16 protein-coding genes and 1 pseudogene are annotated in these 15,923 nt (G+C 64.8%); 12 read left to right on the top strand and 5 right to left on the bottom strand.

The genetic code is table 11. The features are described from left to right. Positions 1 to 21 precede the first annotated feature (21 nt). Positions 22 to 1,071, bottom strand: coding sequence for a class I SAM-dependent methyltransferase (locus KUW00_RS21425; protein ID WP_222570089.1), 1,050 nt, complete (start codon positions 1,069 to 1,071; stop codon positions 22 to 24). Positions 1,072 to 1,227: 156 nt separating this feature from the next. Here KUW00_RS21425 and KUW00_RS21420 point away from each other — a divergent pair, with 156 nt between their 5' ends. The 11 genes from KUW00_RS21420 to msrA all read left to right on the top strand — a co-directional run bounded on the left by KUW00_RS21420 (position 1,228) and on the right by msrA (position 11,347). Then, complete coding sequence (locus KUW00_RS21420; protein WP_045992789.1) at positions 1,228 to 1,824, top strand: lipocalin family protein; 597 nt, start codon at positions 1,228 to 1,230, stop codon at positions 1,822 to 1,824. Positions 1,825 to 1,951: 127 nt separating this feature from the next. Beyond that, positions 1,952 to 2,971, top strand: a complete 1,020-nt coding sequence (locus tag KUW00_RS21415) for an SMP-30/gluconolactonase/LRE family protein (protein WP_222570088.1) — start codon at positions 1,952 to 1,954, stop codon at positions 2,969 to 2,971. Positions 2,972 to 3,399: 428 nt separating this feature from the next. Continuing rightward, entirely contained in the window at positions 3,400 to 4,407 is a 1,008-nt protein-coding gene (locus KUW00_RS21410; RefSeq protein ID WP_222570087.1) for a succinylglutamate desuccinylase, read from the top strand. Between the two features lie 223 nt (positions 4,408 to 4,630). Continuing rightward, on the top strand, positions 4,631 to 5,401 hold the full coding sequence (locus KUW00_RS21405; RefSeq protein ID WP_045992792.1) for an ABC transporter ATP-binding protein: 771 nt from the start codon (positions 4,631 to 4,633) through the stop codon (positions 5,399 to 5,401). 18 nt (positions 5,402 to 5,419) lie between these two features. Beyond that, on the top strand, positions 5,420 to 6,124 hold the full coding sequence (locus KUW00_RS21400; protein WP_045992793.1) for an ABC transporter permease: 705 nt from the start codon (positions 5,420 to 5,422) through the stop codon (positions 6,122 to 6,124). Beyond that, complete coding sequence (locus KUW00_RS21395) at positions 6,124 to 6,855, top strand: ABC transporter permease (protein WP_108132404.1); 732 nt, start codon at positions 6,124 to 6,126, stop codon at positions 6,853 to 6,855. The genes KUW00_RS21400 and KUW00_RS21395 overlap by 1 nt, the downstream gene beginning before the upstream one ends. Positions 6,856 to 7,049: 194 nt before the next feature. Beyond that, positions 7,050 to 7,817, top strand: coding sequence for a transporter substrate-binding domain-containing protein (locus KUW00_RS21390; RefSeq protein WP_371931862.1), 768 nt, complete (start codon positions 7,050 to 7,052; stop codon positions 7,815 to 7,817). Between the two features lie 454 nt (positions 7,818 to 8,271). After that, positions 8,272 to 9,054 carry a transporter substrate-binding domain-containing protein gene (locus KUW00_RS21385; protein WP_213229893.1) on the top strand — a complete coding sequence of 261 codons (783 nt, stop codon included), beginning with the start codon at positions 8,272 to 8,274 and terminating at the stop codon, positions 9,052 to 9,054. 61 nt (positions 9,055 to 9,115) lie between these two features. Further along, positions 9,116 to 10,273, top strand: coding sequence for a beta-aspartyl-peptidase (gene iadA, locus KUW00_RS21380; RefSeq protein WP_222570086.1), 1,158 nt, complete (start codon positions 9,116 to 9,118; stop codon positions 10,271 to 10,273). 115 nt (positions 10,274 to 10,388) lie between these two features. Further along, positions 10,389 to 10,835, top strand: a complete 447-nt coding sequence (msrB, locus tag KUW00_RS21375; protein ID WP_045992796.1) for a peptide-methionine (R)-S-oxide reductase MsrB — start codon at positions 10,389 to 10,391, stop codon at positions 10,833 to 10,835. A gap of 2 nt (positions 10,836 to 10,837) precedes the next feature. Next, entirely contained in the window at positions 10,838 to 11,347 is a 510-nt protein-coding gene (gene msrA, locus KUW00_RS21370; RefSeq protein WP_045992797.1) for a peptide-methionine (S)-S-oxide reductase MsrA, read from the top strand. A 144-nt stretch (positions 11,348 to 11,491) separates the two neighbouring features. Here the strand turns inward: msrA and cadR are convergent, their stop codons facing one another. Further along, positions 11,492 to 11,941 (bottom strand): Cd(II)/Pb(II)-responsive transcriptional regulator, encoded by a 450-nt coding sequence (cadR, locus tag KUW00_RS21365; RefSeq protein ID WP_124803318.1) that lies wholly within the window; start codon positions 11,939 to 11,941, stop codon positions 11,492 to 11,494. 125 nt (positions 11,942 to 12,066) lie between these two features. Here cadR and KUW00_RS21360 point away from each other — a divergent pair, with 125 nt between their 5' ends. Next, positions 12,067 to 14,421, top strand: a complete 2,355-nt coding sequence (locus KUW00_RS21360) for a heavy metal translocating P-type ATPase (RefSeq protein WP_261392301.1) — start codon at positions 12,067 to 12,069, stop codon at positions 14,419 to 14,421. 94 nt (positions 14,422 to 14,515) lie between these two features. On the opposite strand, the gene KUW00_RS21355 is transcribed toward KUW00_RS21360, so the two are convergent. The 3 genes and pseudogenes from KUW00_RS21355 to KUW00_RS21345 all read right to left on the bottom strand — a co-directional run bounded on the left by KUW00_RS21355 (position 14,516) and on the right by KUW00_RS21345 (position 15,900). Then, the gene (locus KUW00_RS21355; RefSeq protein WP_108132401.1) at positions 14,516 to 14,785 is read right to left on the bottom strand and encodes a BrnA antitoxin family protein; all 270 of its coding nucleotides are present in this window, start codon (positions 14,783 to 14,785) and stop codon (positions 14,516 to 14,518) included. Next, positions 14,754 to 14,906 (bottom strand): annotated as a pseudogene (locus KUW00_RS22720) (BrnT family toxin); the annotation flags it as partial. The gene KUW00_RS21355 and the pseudogene KUW00_RS22720, both read right to left, overlap by 32 nt. A gap of 259 nt (positions 14,907 to 15,165) precedes the next feature. Further along, on the bottom strand, positions 15,166 to 15,900 hold the full coding sequence (locus tag KUW00_RS21345; RefSeq protein WP_108132551.1) for a glutamine amidotransferase-related protein: 735 nt from the start codon (positions 15,898 to 15,900) through the stop codon (positions 15,166 to 15,168). Positions 15,901 to 15,923 lie beyond the last annotated feature (23 nt).

The raw sequence follows: 15,923 nt of genomic DNA, 5'->3' as shown, positions 1-15,923 counted from the left end.
TACCGGGCGGATAGCGTCCCGCTAACGCCGCCACACCCCCTGGACCACCCTAACCCGGTCGTCGCCGAGGTTATCGAGCAGGTTACGGCCCATCTCCACGAAGACCTCACCAAAGATCAGCGCAGGACCGGGCAAGCGGGGACGAATGGGAGGACGGTCAGCAGGCCCTGACGCCTGAGGTGACGACTCTCCCCCCTCCTGCCTGGGCGGCTGCGCCTGGTCCGTGTTGGTGCCACCATGGGCTCGGCGGTCAGCCCCGCCCTGCTCGCGACGCCGGTGATGGCTACGCCAGGCCAGCGCCTCGGCGCTGACATCCTCCAGTGCCTGGCGCTGAAACCCGGCGGCCTGGAGGTGTTGCTCGAGATCCTTCAGGGACAACAGTCGGCTATGCTCGGGCGTTCTCGCCCAGGGCACCGGCAGCGATAACGGCGCAGGATTGTCGCCTCGAACCACCTCGTGGAGCAGCAACCTGCCGCCCGGAGCGAGCACCCTGCGACACTCGCTCAACACAGCGGCGAGGTCCGGCATATTGAGCAGGGCATGCTGGCACCACACCGCCTCGACACTGGCATCCCCCAGCGGCAACTCGGCACCATCGGCGCACACGAAACGGGTAGTGTCCTCCAGTCCACAGGCCCGACTCAGCCAGGTCGCGACCTCGATGAAGCCCGGCGTGATATCCACCCCCACCACTTCGTAGCCAAGCTCACGGGCCAGCAGACGACTGGCGCCGCCGGTACCGCAGCCCAGATCGAGCAGGCGCGCTGCGCCGCTGGAACCCGTGCCCGCACCCGCGAACGCGTCCAAGCGAGGACCGTCCCCCTTGTTCGGGGGCTGGCCGGCATCCCTCCCCGCCAGGGCCATCAATCGCCGGCTGGCCGCCCTGCCCCCCAGATGCAGTTGATCGATACCGGCCATCTCGTCATGACTCAGATGGTCGGGGTCGCATCCCGCCTCGACAAAGGCACGTTCGAGCCGAGCCAGCAGGCTTCCTTTGGCATCATAGTGCTGGCCCAGCTGGCTACCTGCCGTTCCCTGCGCGGCCTCTCCTGGTGCCCCCTTTAGCGTCATGCGGCGCTCCTTGCACGTTTATGGCTGCTCGATCTCAAGCAGGAAGCCCTCTTGGACAACAGCAGCAAAAAAGACATACACTTCTTGTACGAAAATTATGCAACACATCCAGCGGTGACTCGTCTTCCACCCGCCTGCCACCCTTCAGGAGCCCTCATGGACACGCAAGGACGCCGGCCTTCGTCGGCCCCGGCTCGAAAGCCGACGCGCCTCTCCACCCTGCTCGCAGCCGTTGGCGCCCCGCTGGCGCTGTCGGCCTGCACAGGCCTGCCCTCTGGCACCCAGCCCATCGAGGACTTCGCCCTGGAGGACTATCTGGGTCGCTGGTACGAGATTGCGCGCTTCGATCACAGCTTCGAGGAAGGGCTCGACTGCGTCACCGCCGACTACGCCACCCGGGATGACGGTGGCGTCCAGGTGATCAACCGTGGCGTCGACCTGTCCAAGGGCGAGCCCGACGTGGCCGAAGGCAAGGCCTACCTGCTGGAGGAAGACAACGTCGGCCGCCTGAAGGTGAGCTTCTTCGGCCCCTTCTATGCAAGCTACAACATTCTGGCGCTGGATGACGCCGGACAATGGTCGCTGGTCACCGGACCGGACCGCGACTATCTGTGGATCCTAGCCAGAAGTCCCCAGCTCGACGATGCGACCTACCGCTCGCTGGTCCAGCGCGCACAGGATCTGGACTACCCGGTCGAGGAGCTGATAGAGGTCGAACAGGGCGAGGAGTGCGAGCCCTATCGCCAGGGCTGAGCAATAATCAGGCGCTGCCACAGGCCGCCTGACCTCGTCAGAATGTATAACATACAGACCAGTGAACACCTCATACGCTGAAAGGGCGACCACCTCGGTCGCCCTTTCACTGCATGGAGGTCAAGCAATGTCACTGGGAAGACGAGAGTTTCTTGCCGCCACTGCGGCCATCGGCGCCACCGCTGCGGCGCCGTCGCTATTTGCCCATGCCGCCACGCCCGAGCGTTATCCGATCGACGCCTGGCAGGTGGTGGATGATCGTTTCAAGCAGTACATGCTGTTCAACGCCCCGCTGGAACGGGAATGGACGGGCGGACTCTGGCTCGAGGGGCCTGCCTGGAACGCCGTGGGTCGCTACGCCGTGTTCAGCGACATCCCCAGGGCCCGGCAGATGCGCTGGGACGAGGCCAGCGGCCAGGTCAGCGTGCTGCGTGATCATATCGGCCATTCCAACGGCAACGCTTTCGACGATCGTGGTCGCCTGGTCGCCTGCGAACACTCACCGGCCCAGGTGGTTCGCTACGAGTGGGACGGCAGTCGCCATGTGCTGACCAGCACCTTCGACGGCAAGCCACTCAATGCCCCCAACGATCTGGTCACCCTGCCCGGCGGCGCCATCATCTTCACCGACCCCGGCTACGGCGCGCACTCCGACTACGAGGGCAAGCAGCGCTCGCTCGAACTCGAGACCGCCATCTACTACTGGGAGGACGGCATGCAGGAGCCGACCCGTCTGACCACAGAGCTCTACAAGCCCAATGGTATCGCCCTGGGGCCGGACGGCAGCTCGCTGTATGTCACCGATACCGCCCCTTCGCACCATCCCGATCAGCCCGCTACCATCACGCGATTCACCTTCAGCGCCGAGAACAGGACGCTGGCTGGTGCCGAGAGGTTGGTGGAAAGCACCAGCGAGGGCTATGACGGCATGTGCTGTGATGAGGACGGCAACCTCTGGGTCGGCACCTCAGGGGGCGAGGGCAAGGATGGGGTCAGCGTGTTTGCTCCGGATGGCACCCTGATCGGTCGCGTCCTGCTGCCGGAAGTCTGCGCCAACGTCTGCTTCGTCGGAGAAAAGCGCAACCGCCTGCTGATGGCCGCCAGTCAATCGCTGTATACCCTCTATACCGGCGCTCGCGGTCTCTAGGCGCCTGCCGCTGTGGCCGTTCATCTCCGGCCCGGCGGCGAATGCTGTCGGGCCTTTCATTATCGCACCCCCGGTTTTCACCAGATCGACGCTCGCTCTTGCGAGGTCCCGCGCTGCCTAAGAAGGTGAAGCGGCATCCGCGCCTCCAGCGATGATCGAATGCCCGGCCATCGGCCGCTGACAGGCCACGCCCTGCCCTGTTTCCGTTCGCCCCCGCTCGGCTGGCGAGTCGGCCCGGAGGGTCGCTAGTGGGTAGGTAGTGGGCCAGCTCTGGGCCGATAAGAGGCAACGGGGCCCTCCTGGGGGCTCGCTATGATGCGGCGACAAGAATTCGATAAATGCCTTGGCAACAAGAAGACTCCCGATGACGTTTGTTCTGACACCCGACTCAGGTTCCCTTTGTTCCTCGCCTCTGGCGGGAGGTCGCCATGCTGGCTGAGTGGCTGACGGCAAGTCTTGAGGCCGATGCGTCGTCCCCCGACCGGCCGATCAAGGGCCGGGAAGGCTCGCTAAAAGGCGGCCGCTATCGGATCGAGGGGCCGGGCCTGCTGCGCCTGATCCCGGACACCGTCGGCACAGATGCACGCGCCTGCGTGCTGTCCGTCGGCATCCACGGCAACGAGACCGCGCCGATCGAGCTGCTGGGTGATTGCCTGGCGCGCCTGGAGGCAGGGCTTGCCTCTGTCGGTGCTCCGGTGCTGGTGATCCTCGGCAACCTCGAGGCGATTCGTCGCAACACCCGCTTCGTCGAGACCAACCTCAATCGACTGTTCCGGCGGGAACTCGACCAGCCAGGTGACGAGGCCGACCGCGCGCGTGAGCTGATGGCCGCGGTGGATGCCTTCTTCGCCGACCACAGCCAGCTGCCAAGGCTGCACTACGACCTGCACACCGCGATCCGCGACAGCCACTACCCACGCTTCGTGGTGGATCCTTTCGCCGAGACTCGTACCGATAGCGAGCAGTGGCACTGGATGGCCGGCGCGGGCATCCAGGCGGCGCTCAAGCAGCATCAGCATAGCTGGACCTTCTCCCACTACAGCAAGCACTACCACGGCGCCCAGGCGTTTACCCTGGAACTCGGCAAGGCGTTGCCGTTCGGCCACAATGATCTCGAGCCGCTTAAACCCATGGGCCGGCTGATTCAGTCGCTGATCGCCGGACAATTGCCCGAGTCGGGCGAGATTCAGCAGCTGGATGGCTTTGCGGTGGCTGTCGAAGTGTTCCGTGAAAGCGAGGACTTCGCGCTGTGCTTTGCCGATGACATTCCCAACTTCACCGAGTTCGCCCCCGGTACCGTGGTGGCGCGTGACGCCCAGGCCGGCGATACCCGTATCGGTGACGAGCCGCTCAAGGTGGTGTTCCCCAACGCCAGGGTAGAACTCGGCGCTCGAGCGGCGCTGCTGGTGCGCCCGGTGAGGCTGACATCAGCGTGAGACCGCACCTCTTTTACTTACAATAAATATATACATAACAACAACCTGGAGATAGACGCATGACAACTCCCGCCCCTATACTCGACGAAGGTCTATACCCCCTCGGATCAGCTTCGTCTGCTGCGCCGTTCCAAGCCTGTTAGAATCCCCCGTTTTTTTCGCGCCAGCCCGCGCCATCCGGCCGGCCCACCCGGCACGGCCGATTCTATCTGGAGCCCGATTCATGGCTGATACACCAATTCCGCTGGAAGTGCGCAATATCAAGAAGCGCTTTGGCAACACCGAAGTGCTCAAGGGGCTGTCTCTCGAGGCCCGCAAGGGGGACGTCATCACCCTGATCGGCGCCTCCGGCTCCGGCAAGAGCACCTTCCTGCGCTGCATGAACCTGCTTGAACAGCCCAACGAGGGCGAGCTGTTTGTCCACGGCGAACAGATCCGCTTCAAGGAAACCAAGCACGGCCGCGAGCCTGCCGACTGGAACCAGGTGGTACAGATGCGCGCCAAGCTGTCGATGGTGTTCCAGAGCTTCAACCTCTGGGCCCACATGACGCTTTTGGAGAACGTCATCGAAGCGCCTGTCCACGTGCTCAAGAAGTCGAAGAAGGAGGCCATCGAACACGCCCGCGCCCTGCTAAAGCGGGTCGGCCTGGCCGAACGCGCCGACTACTATCCTGCCCAGCTTTCCGGTGGCCAGCAGCAGCGTGGCGCCATCGCCCGGGCACTCGCCATGGACCCGGAGGTCATGCTGTTCGACGAGCCGACCTCGGCGCTGGACCCGGAGCTTGTCGGCGACGTGCTCAAGGTCATGCGTGACCTGGCCGAAGAAGGTCGCACCATGATCGTGGTAACCCACGAAATGGCCTTCGCCCGCGACGTCTCCAGTCAGGTGATCTACCTGCACCAGGGTCAGGTCGAGGAAGCGGGTCCGCCCGACCAGGTGCTGGGCAACCCCAGCTCCGAGCGACTCAAGCAATTCCTTGCACCCAAGCGCTGAGGCGGCCAGGAGAGACCCATGATTGACCTTCACGGTTACGGGCCACGCCTTCTCGAGGGGGCGCTGGTCACCATCGAACTGGCGGTGCTGTCACTGATCCTGGCCATCGGGCTTGGCCTTGTCACCGCCAGCGCCAAGATGTCGCGCAACTGGGTGGCCCACCGCCTGGGCACCCTCTATACCACCATCATCCGCGGCGTACCGGACCTGGTGCTGATGATGCTGCTGTTCTTCGGCGGCCAGATCGGCATCAACATGGTCACCGACTGGCTGTACGCCCGCTTCGGTATCGACATCTTCATCAACGTCAACGAGTTCGTCGCCGGCGTCCTGACCATCGGCCTGATCTTCGGTGCCTATATGGGCGAGACCTTCCGTGGCGCCTTTCTGGCGGTGGACAGCGGCCAGATCGAGGCAGGCCGCGCCTACGGCATGAGCCACGCCCTGGTGTTCCGCCGTATTCGCTTCCCGCAGATGATGCGCCATGCCCTGCCGGGCCTGTCCAACAACTGGATGGTGCTGTTGAAGACCACCGCCCTGGTCTCGGTGATCGGCCTGTCCGACATGGTGCGGGTCGCCGCGGAGGCCTCCAAGGCCACCCGCGAGCCCTTCCTGTTCATGATCATCGTGGCGGTCATCTATCTGCTGATCGCCAGCGTCTCGGAGTGGTTCTTCGCCAGACTGCAGAAGCGCTACGACGTCGGCTTCGGAGGGCATGACTGATGGATTCCCTGCTTGCCTCAATCGAAGCACTGCTGGCCGACAACACCATCTTCACCCTCGACACCCTGTCGTACTACGGTGAGGGCCTGACCACCACGGTCCAGCTGGTGTTCCTGTCATTGATCGTCGGCCTGATCGCCGCGGTGCCACTGGCCATCGGCCGGGGTTCCAAGCGCCGCTGGATCAAGATGCCGATCTTCTTCTACACCTATGTATTCCGCGGCACGCCGCTGCTGGTGCAGCTCTACCTGATCTACTACGGCGTGGTGTTCGTCGAGGGCATCCAGGACACCTGGCTATGGGTACTGCTGGAGAAGCCGTTCTTCCCGGCGCTGGTGGCGTTCTCGTTGAACACCGCGGCCTACACCACCGAGATCTTCCATGGTGCGATCAAGGCCACCCCGCGTGGCGAGATCGAGGCGGCCAGGGCCTACGGCATGCGCTACTCGCTGATGATGCGCCGCATCGTGCTGCCCAGCGCCTTCCGCCGGGCGCTGCCGGCCTACGGCAACGAGGTGATCTTCATGCTCCACGCCAGCGCCATCGCCAGCGTCGTGACCATCATGGACCTGACCGGTGCGGCTCGCTTCGTCTATGCCCGCTACTACGCGCCCTTCGACGCCTTCCTGTTCGTGGCGGCGATCTACCTGTGCCTGACCTTCGCCATCCTGTACCTGTTCCGCTATCTGGAAAAGCGCCTGCTGGCCCACTTGAAGCCGGCCTCCGGTTAAGCCGTCGTGACGCCGGAGGCCACCGCCTCCGGCGCCGTCGCGCTATCGTCAAACAAGCGTTGGGAACTGGCGTTTCATTTCTGCCGCCCTGCCCTTCCTGAGAGGGCCCCGATTCGCTAAGGTGATGGTATGCGTCCACAAGACGCCCTCCCATCGCATCAACACCCGCTTATCAATAACAAGGGTTTACCTATATGACACTGCGCAAGCTCTTTACCGCTGGCCTGATCGGCACCGCGGTTCTCGCTTCTACCGCCCAGGCCGAGGTTCGTGACATCCGCATCGGCGTCGATGTGCCCTACGAGCCGATGGAATACCGCACCCCCGACGGCGAGCTGACCGGCTTCGACATCGATCTGGGTAACGCTCTTTGTGCTGAAGTCGGCATCCAGTGCGAGTGGGTGGTTCAGGGCTGGGACGGCATCATCCCCGGCCTGATGGCGCGCAAGTACGACGCCATCATGTCCTCCATGACCATCAACGACGAGCGTCGTGAGCAGGTGCTGTTCTCCGACCCCTACTTCACCCCGCCGTCCGCCTGGTTCGCCCCGACCGACCTGGAGATGGGCAACCCTGACGTCGAGTCCCTCGAGGGTCTGACCATCGGCGTGCAGCGTGGCACCCTCCAGGACAACTACGTCACCGACCTGTACGGCGACGTGGCCGATGTCAGCCGCTACGCCACCGCCGACGACCTGGTGCTGGACATGGACTCCGGCCGCGTCGACATCGGCTTCCTCGACTATCCGGTCGGCAAGTCGACCCTGCTGGACAGCGAGGCAGGCGACTACAAGGTGGTCGGTGAGCAGATCACCGAGCCCAAGGAGTACTTCGGTGACGGCTTCGGCATCGCCTTCCGTCAGCGTGACGAGGACCTGGCCAAGGCCTTCAACGAGGCGCTCGCCACCCTGAAGGACAACGGCACCTACGAAGAGATTCATGCCAAGTACTTTGCTGAATAAGTCTTTGCCGAATAAGCTTTCGCTGAATAAGTATCTTGCTGAAAAACCAAGTCCTGCTCGAGCCAACGCCTCGAGCAGGCACCGCACCGGACCCTCTCGGGTCCGGTGTCACCACCGGCACTCGCTGGAACACTTGCTGGCAATCTTGCTGTAGCACTCGCTAGAACACTCGCTAGAACACTCGATAGCACCTTGACGCGACAGGACATCTTCGTGCCCCTGACCTGGCTCCCCATCTTCGCAGAGTCCCTTCCCCGGCCGCCCTGGCTGGATGGCTTTGCCCTGAGCGAATGGTTCGACGAATAGCGTCCCCTGCGCATACTCCAATGCCTTGAAAGTTCTGCTTGTTCGCCCTCCCCTGGCGACATTGCCCTGTGTGTAGGCAGCTCCCTGCTGATGCATCGTTGCAGGGGTCCTACTCTGTGGTTATTCACTCTTGTCCAAGGAAATCCCCATGAATCGTTCTCCCCTGCTGCTGGCCTCCGCCCTGTCCGCGCTGATGATCGGCGCAGGCCCATCACTCGCCGACGAGCCGCTTCGCCTGGCCGTCGATGTGCCCTACGAACCCTTCGAGTACAAGACCGCCGACGGTACCCTGACCGGCTTCGAGATCGACCTGGGCAACGCCGTCTGCGAGCGCCTCGAGATCCAGTGCACCTGGGTCGAGCAGCCCTGGGACGGCATGATCCCGGCGCTGATGGCGCGCAAGTTCGACGCCATCATGTCGTCCATGGCGATCACCGAGGAACGCAGCCGCCAGGTGCTGTTTTCCGAGCCCTACTACACCACCCCGAGCGCCTGGATCACGCCGCGCGGCCGCGACATCGACATCGCCGACAAGGCCAGCCTCGAAGGCCTGAGCGTCGGCGTGCAGCGCGCCACCCTGCAGGATCGCTACGTCACCGACCTGTACGGCGATGTGCTCGAAGTACGCCGCTACGCCAGTGCCGACGACGTGGTCGCCGACCTGCGTGCCGGCCGCCTGGACCTGACCTTCATGGACTACCCGATCGCCGAGGCGATGATCGACATCGATACCGAGCAGAGCGACTTCGTGCGCATCAGCGACTTCATCAAGGAGCCCGAGACCTACTTCGGCCAGGGCGTCGGCGTGGCCTTCCGCAAGCGCGACCGTGAACTCGCCGAGCGTTTCAACGAGGCCCTGGCCGAGCTCAAGTCAGACGGCACCTACGACGAGATCATGAACGAGTACTTCAGCTACGACGTCAAACTGTGAACGTTGCCCTTTATCGTTCAGGCCGGCCTGCCCCAGGGCCGGCCCTGTCTCGGGAGCCGCCATGCTGACCCTTCTGAAGAATGCCCGCCTCTACGCCCCTGCCGCGATGGGCCTGAAGCACCTGCTGATCACCGACCGCCGCATCGCGGCGGTGCTGGAGCCCGAGGCCAGCGTCGATGAACACTTTCCCGGCCTCGAGGTACACGACCTCGAGGGCCGGCGGGTCATCCCTGGCCTGGTCGATCCGCTGGTGCACATTACCGGCGGTGGTGGCGAAGGCGGCTTTGGCACCCGCACCCCCGAGCTCCGCCTCGAGGATGCCATCGCCTCCGGCGTCACCACCCTGGTGGGGGCGCTCGGCACCGACGCTCTGACCCGCACGCCGGCCAACCTGCTCGGCAAGGTACGCGAGCTCGCCGCCGGCGGCCTGAGCTGCTACGCCTACACCGGCTCCTACCAGCTGCCGCCGGTGACCCTGACCGGCTCGGTGGCCGAGGATATCGTCCATATCCCCGAGTTCATCGGCGTCGGTGAGGTCGCCATCAGCGACCATCGCGGCTCCCAGCCCAGCGCCCATGAGCTTGCTCGGCTGGCCTCCGAGAGCCGCACCGCAGGAATGCTCGCCGGCAAGTCCGGGATCGTCTTCATCCACACCGGCGACGCCGAAGGTGGCCTGGAGATCCTGCGTGAGGTAGCACGCACCACGGCCTTGCCCATCGCCCAGTTCATGCCGACCCACATCAACCGCACCGCTGCGCTGTTCGAGGATGGCCTGCGCTTCGCCCGGGACGGCGGGCGGATCGACTTCACCACCAGCACCACGGCGGAGCTTCTGGCCGACGGCGAGGTGCCGGCCTCAGAGGCCGCCGCCAGGGCGCTCAAGGCCCGCGTCGACCCTTCGCGCATCAGCCTGTCCTCCGACGCCAACGCTTCCCTGCCCCGCTTTGACGCCGAGGGGCGATTCGTCGGCCTCGAGGCTGGCCGCCTGGACAGCCTGTTCGAGGTACTGGGCGAGTGCGTCAACGACCACGGCATCGCCCTGGAGGTCGCCGTGGGCCTCGCCAGCACCCACGCCGCAGACGCCCTCGGGCTCAAGCGCAAGGGACGTCTGGCGGTCGGTCAGGACGCCGACCTGCTGGTGCTCGGCGACGATGACTGGGCCATCGACCAGGTCTGGGCGCTGGGCCAATGCCTGCATCGGCGTGACACGAATCGTTAGGCGTGTAAGGATCTCTCCATCACCACGACTGATTACGGTCCCGCAAGCTGGCGTGTAACCTTGAGGGCAAGCCATCGCGCCGAGCCTGCGTCTCCCCCACCCACGAGGAGAGCCCATGAAAACCTATGAAAAGTCACCCGAGGCCATCGCCCGACTGAACCGCGAGCAGTATCGGGTCACCCAGGAAAGCGGCACCGAGCGTCCCGGCACCGGGGAGCACCTGCACAACCAGGAGCCCGGCATCTACGTGGACATCGTCTCTGGCGAGCCGCTGTTCGCCTCGTCGGACAAGTACGAGTCCGGCTGTGGCTGGCCCAGCTTCACTAAGCCGATCGAGCCGGCCTACGTCAACGAGCTGGTGGATTCGTCCCATGGCATGATCCGCACCGAGGTGCGCTCATCCCACGGTGACAGCCACTTGGGTCACGTCTTCAACGACGGCCCCAGGGACAAGGGCGGCATGCGCTACTGCATCAACTCGGCGTCGCTCAGGTTCATCCATCGCGATGACATGGAAGCCGAGGGCTACGGCGAATATCTGAATCAAGTCGAGGAGGTCTGAACATGGCACAACAACGCGCAGTTCTCGCAGGCGGGTGCTTCTGGGGCATGCAGGATCTGATTCGCCAGTTGCCAGGGGTCGAGTACACCCGGGTCGGCTACACCGGTGGCGACGTGCAGAACGCCACCTATCGTAACCACGGCACCCACGCCGAGGGTATCGAGATCCTGTTCGATCCCGACGTGATCAGCTATCGCAAGCTGCTGGAGTACTTCTTCCAGATCCATGATCCGACCACGCCCAATCGTCAGGGCAACGACCGTGGCATGTCCTACCGCTCGGCCATCTACTACGTGGATGAAGAGCAGAAGCGTGAAGCGCTCGACACCATCGCCGACGTGGAAGCCTCGGGTCTGTGGCCCGGCAAGGTGGTCACCGAGGTCGAGCCGGTGGGGGATTTCTGGGAGGCCGAACCCGAGCACCAGGACTACCTGCAGCGCATTCCCCACGGCTACACCTGCCACTTCCCGCGCAAGGACTGGGTACTGCCCAGGCGCACCGAAGAGGCCTGATGCGCGTCGTCTGACAACGTCAACCAGGCCATCGCATCACGGCACCCACCAGCGCCGCCCCTCGGGGCGGCGCTGTCGTGTCCGGCTCCTGGTGTCCTGTCCGGGCTCTCTGCAAGGGGAGACGCGGGCTTGCGCCAGCCGGGCTCAACGCCGCGGATGGACGCCACCGACGTGGGCATGCTCCAGCGTCTCGGGGGGATCGACCGGCTGGGACAGTTCATTGAGGATGCCGCACTCGCCGACCTTGCCCTGACCTGCGCAGCGACGACGCAGGCCTTCCAGTTCGACCTTGAGCCTGGAGAGCTGAGCGATCCTCTGCTCGACGTGCCCCAGGTGCGCCTCGATCAGGGCGTCGGCCTCATCGCAGGGCTGCTCGGGATCGTCCTGACAGACCAGCAGCGCGCGGATCTCGTCCAGCGTCATGTCCAGGGCGCGGCAGTGACGGATAAAGTCCAGGCGCTCGGCGTGGGCCTCACGATAGAGTCGATAGTTGCCCTCGCTGCGCGCAGGCTCGGGCAGCAGTCCTTCGCGCTCGTAGTAGCGCACCGTCTCCACCTTGACCCCGCTGCGTCTTGCCAGCTCGCCGATCTTCATGGGTTTTCCTCTCGCCAAACGTCCGTCCATTCTGGCCAGGCATCGACTGTCTCATGCCAGCCCTTGACCCTATAGTGACTACAGGGTGTCAACTCTGACTCAGAGACCCGAGTGGAGTTCCCAGGATGGTAGATTCCCCCAAGATGGCAGATTCCCCCAAGATGGCAGATTCCCCTGAAGAGCGCAGCGCGAAAAGTACGAGCAAGGCCGGCTGCTGCGCCTCCAGTGCCACGCCCCGCACTGAAACCAAGACCGAAACTAGAGACGAAACAACAAGCGAAACCAGGCCGGCGGGAACCAGTACCTGCTGCGGGGCAGCCGAGACTGCCGACACCCCACAGAGCAGCGAAGCGTCCCCTTCGGCCAGTCGTCTTGCGCTGACCATCGACGAGATGTGCTGCCCCACCGAAGAAGGCGTGCTCAGAAAGGCGCTGGCCGATCTTCCCGGGGTCGAGGCACTGAGCTTCCAGCTGATGCAGCGTCGTCTGGTCGTCCATCACCACGGTGTCGATCGAGACGCCCTGACCGCCCGTGTCCGCGACACCGGCATGACGCCTCGCTTCGAGGATGACCAAGGCGCCGACGCCGCCGATGATTCCCGCAGCACCACGACGACGCCCTGGGGGCGCCTCGCGCTGGCCGGCATTCTGGCCCTGGGCGCCGAGGCCATCGGCTGGCTAGGGCTGACCGCTGGCTGGCTTACGCCGCTGCTGGCCATCGTCGCCATCGCCCTGGTCGGCATTCCCACCTGGAAAAAGGGCCTTGTGGCGCTGCGCCACGGCACCCTCAACATCAATGCGCTGATGAGCGTGGCGGTAACCGGCGCCATGCTGATCGGCCACTGGGCCGAGGCGGCCATGGTGATCGTGCTGTTCACCCTGGCCGAGCACCTCGAGGCCGGGTCGCTTGCACGCGCGCGCCAGGCCATCTCAGGACTGCTCGACCTGGCCCCACCCAGGGCACGGGTGCTTGATGAAGGAGAGTCTGGCAGCGGCGAGTGGCGCGAGATCGACGCTGACGACGTCGCCATCGGTGATCTGGTCAGGGTACACGCCGGCGAGCGTCTGGCGCTGGACGGCGAGATCGTGCGCGGTGACCCTAGCCTGGATGAGGCGCCGATCACCGGCGAGAGCCTGCCGCGTGATCGCTCCCTCGGCGAGAGCGTCTACGCCGGCTCCATCAACCTGGCCGGCGACTTCGACTACCGCGTCACCCGGCGGGCCAATGACACCACCCTGGCGCGCATCATCCACGCGGTGGAAGAAGCCCAGTCCCGTCGTGCGCCTACGCAGCGCATCATCGATCGCTTCGCGGCCATCTACACCCCGGTGGTGTTCGTGCTGGCCGGGCTGGTCGCGCTGGGCTGGCCACTGCTCGGCCTCGGCCCCTGGCTCGACGGGGTCTACCGCGCCCTGGTGCTGCTGGTCATCGCCTGCCCCTGCGCGCTGGTGATCTCCACCCCGGTAACGGTGGTCAGCGGCCTCGGTGCCGCCGCACGCCAGGGTATCCTGATCAAGGGCGGGGTCTTTCTCGAGCAGGCCACCCGACTCACCCACCTGGCGCTGGACAAGACCGGCACCCTGACCGAGGGCAAGCCACGGCTGGTGCGCTCAGCTGCGCTCGGTGACAGCAGCGACGCCGAGGGACAGCGCCTGGCCCTCGCCCTGGCGGAGCGCTCCAACCATCCGGTGTCCCGCGCCCTGGTGCAGGGGCTGGGCTCTCAGCCTACGGTGTCACTGGAAGGTGTCGAGGAGCGCGGCGGTCGTGGTCTGGTGGCAAGCGAGGCCGATAGCGGTGCGAGGGTGTGGCTCGGCAACGCCCGCCTGGCCGGCGAGATGGGGGTCAGCCAGGCCCAGCTGACCAGTAGTGACGCCGACAACGACGACGCCGGTATCGTCTGGCTGGGGCGCGACGATCGGCTGCTGGCCTACTTCGCGGTCAGGGACGCCCTGCGCAGCACCAGCCGCCAAGCCATCAAGCGCCTGCATCGCCAGGGGGTGAGCGTCAGCATGCTCAGCGGCGACGCCCAGGCCAGGGTCGATGCCATCGCTCGTGAGGCCGGCATCGACGAGGCCTACGGTGAGCTGTTGCCGGAGGACAAGCTGTCGCGCCTGGACGCGCTGTCCCGCCGCGGTGTGTGCGCCATGGTCGGCGACGGTATCAACGACGCCCCGGCGCTGGCCCGGGCCGACATCGGCATCGCCATGGGCGCGGCAGGCAGCGACGTGGCCATCGAAACCGCCGATATCGCGCTGATGAACGACGACCCGGCCAGCCTGCCACGGCTGATCGACCTGGCCCGCCGCACCCGCCGCCTGCTGGTGCAGAACATCGCCCTGGCGCTCGGCATCAAGGCGGTGTTCCTGGCCCTGGCGCTGACCGGCCACGCCACCCTGTGGATGGCGGTGTTCGCCGACCTGGGCTCGAGCCTGCTGGTCGTGGGCAACGGACTGAGGATACTCAGACAGCGGTTTGATTGAAGCGCAGTCTCCACTTTGCCATCACGCCGTCGTCGATGCGTCCGGCTAGCGAGGCCTGGCCTGGCGTGTCCGCCAGCTATTTGGCGGCCAGACCTCAATCGCTACCATGTTCTCGAATATACTGTTTCAGGGCCTGGTCGATGCGGCGCTGCCAGCCATCGCCGCCCTGCTTGAAGTGGTCAATGACGTCCCGAGACAGACGGATCGACGTCTTCACCTTAGTCGGCGTTCGTTGCGCCCCCCGCTGCCCGATGGCCCGCTTGAGGTTTGCAGGCAACACCTCATCCATGGGGCGCATACGTTCGATATCCTCATCGGTGAGTTCCCGGACCTCACCTGTCCTGTCCGTGAGTCGCCTTGTCATAGCGCCGCACCTCCCGAGCGTTGGCCTTTCTCAAGCTGATGACGCGAATTCCACCTTCAATCGGCGTGAAACACACCACGTGGACCCGCTGACCGATCATCCCGATGGCAACAAACCGACGCTCCGGGTAATCGTTGCGCTAGTCCTCGGTCAGTAGCGCCCCTTCCCAATCGAAAAGAGACACCTCGCTGAAGGGCAGGCCGCGCTCTCTGGCATTCCAAGCGCTCTTCCCCGTATCGAAGTCGATGATCATGCTTTAAATGTATGGACAAAAAAGGACAAGAAGGTTCGTTCACCCACAACGCACTCGTTGCCGAAACTAATGCTTGCCAGGTGCCTTGGCTGCCACCACCAAATAATGGCCTCCATCTTGCGTCTCGTCACCCCTCCCTGACCGCCATCGCCTCGCGCATGAAACGCAGTATCCACTCGGCCATCACGCCGTCGTCGATACGTCCGGCCAGCGAGGCCTGGCCCTGGCGTACCCGTTCTTCCCCGACCAGGCCCTGGCGCAGGTGCATCAGGTCGCGGGAGTAGTCGGGGCGAAACTCGGGGTGGCCCTGGACGCCGAGAAAGCAGCGGCCGACGCGGATCAGGTAGTGGGGGCAGAAGCCGCTGCCGCCCAGGGTCGAGGCGCCTTCGGGCAGCGTCTCGACCTGATCCTGGTGGCTGACCAGCAGGTCGAGGTCATGCTGCCAGGGGGTCATCCAGGGCTCGCGCTCGCCGACCCGATTGTTGGAAAGCCCCACGCCCCAGCCCTTGGGACTCTTGATCACCTCGCCGCCCAACGCCTTGACGATCAACTGATGACCGAAGCACACCCCCACCAGCGGCTTCTCGGCGCGATAGAGCGCGCGCACGAAGTCCTCAAGCCGGGCGATCCAGGCGTGGCCGTCGTTGACCCCGAACTTCGAGCCGGTGGTCAGCCAGGCGTCCACTGCCTCGACGTCATCGGGAATCTCGCCGTCCAGGCAACGGTAGACCTGCCACTCGAGGCTGACCCCCAGGGAAAAGGCCGCCGGCGCCAGCAGCGCCTCGAACATGGCCGGATAGTTGCCGTGGGCGTCGATCAGCTCCGGCGCCACGTCGTCGCACTGCAGTAGACCGATTCGCATGATGTTCTCCATCACCAGTACTC

The sequence above is a fragment of the Halomonas sp. DP5N14-9 genome (assembly GCF_019802175.1).
Classification (GTDB): Bacteria; Pseudomonadota; Gammaproteobacteria; order Pseudomonadales; family Halomonadaceae; genus Halomonas; species Halomonas litopenaei.
This window is presented reverse-complemented; position numbering and strand designations above follow the sequence as displayed.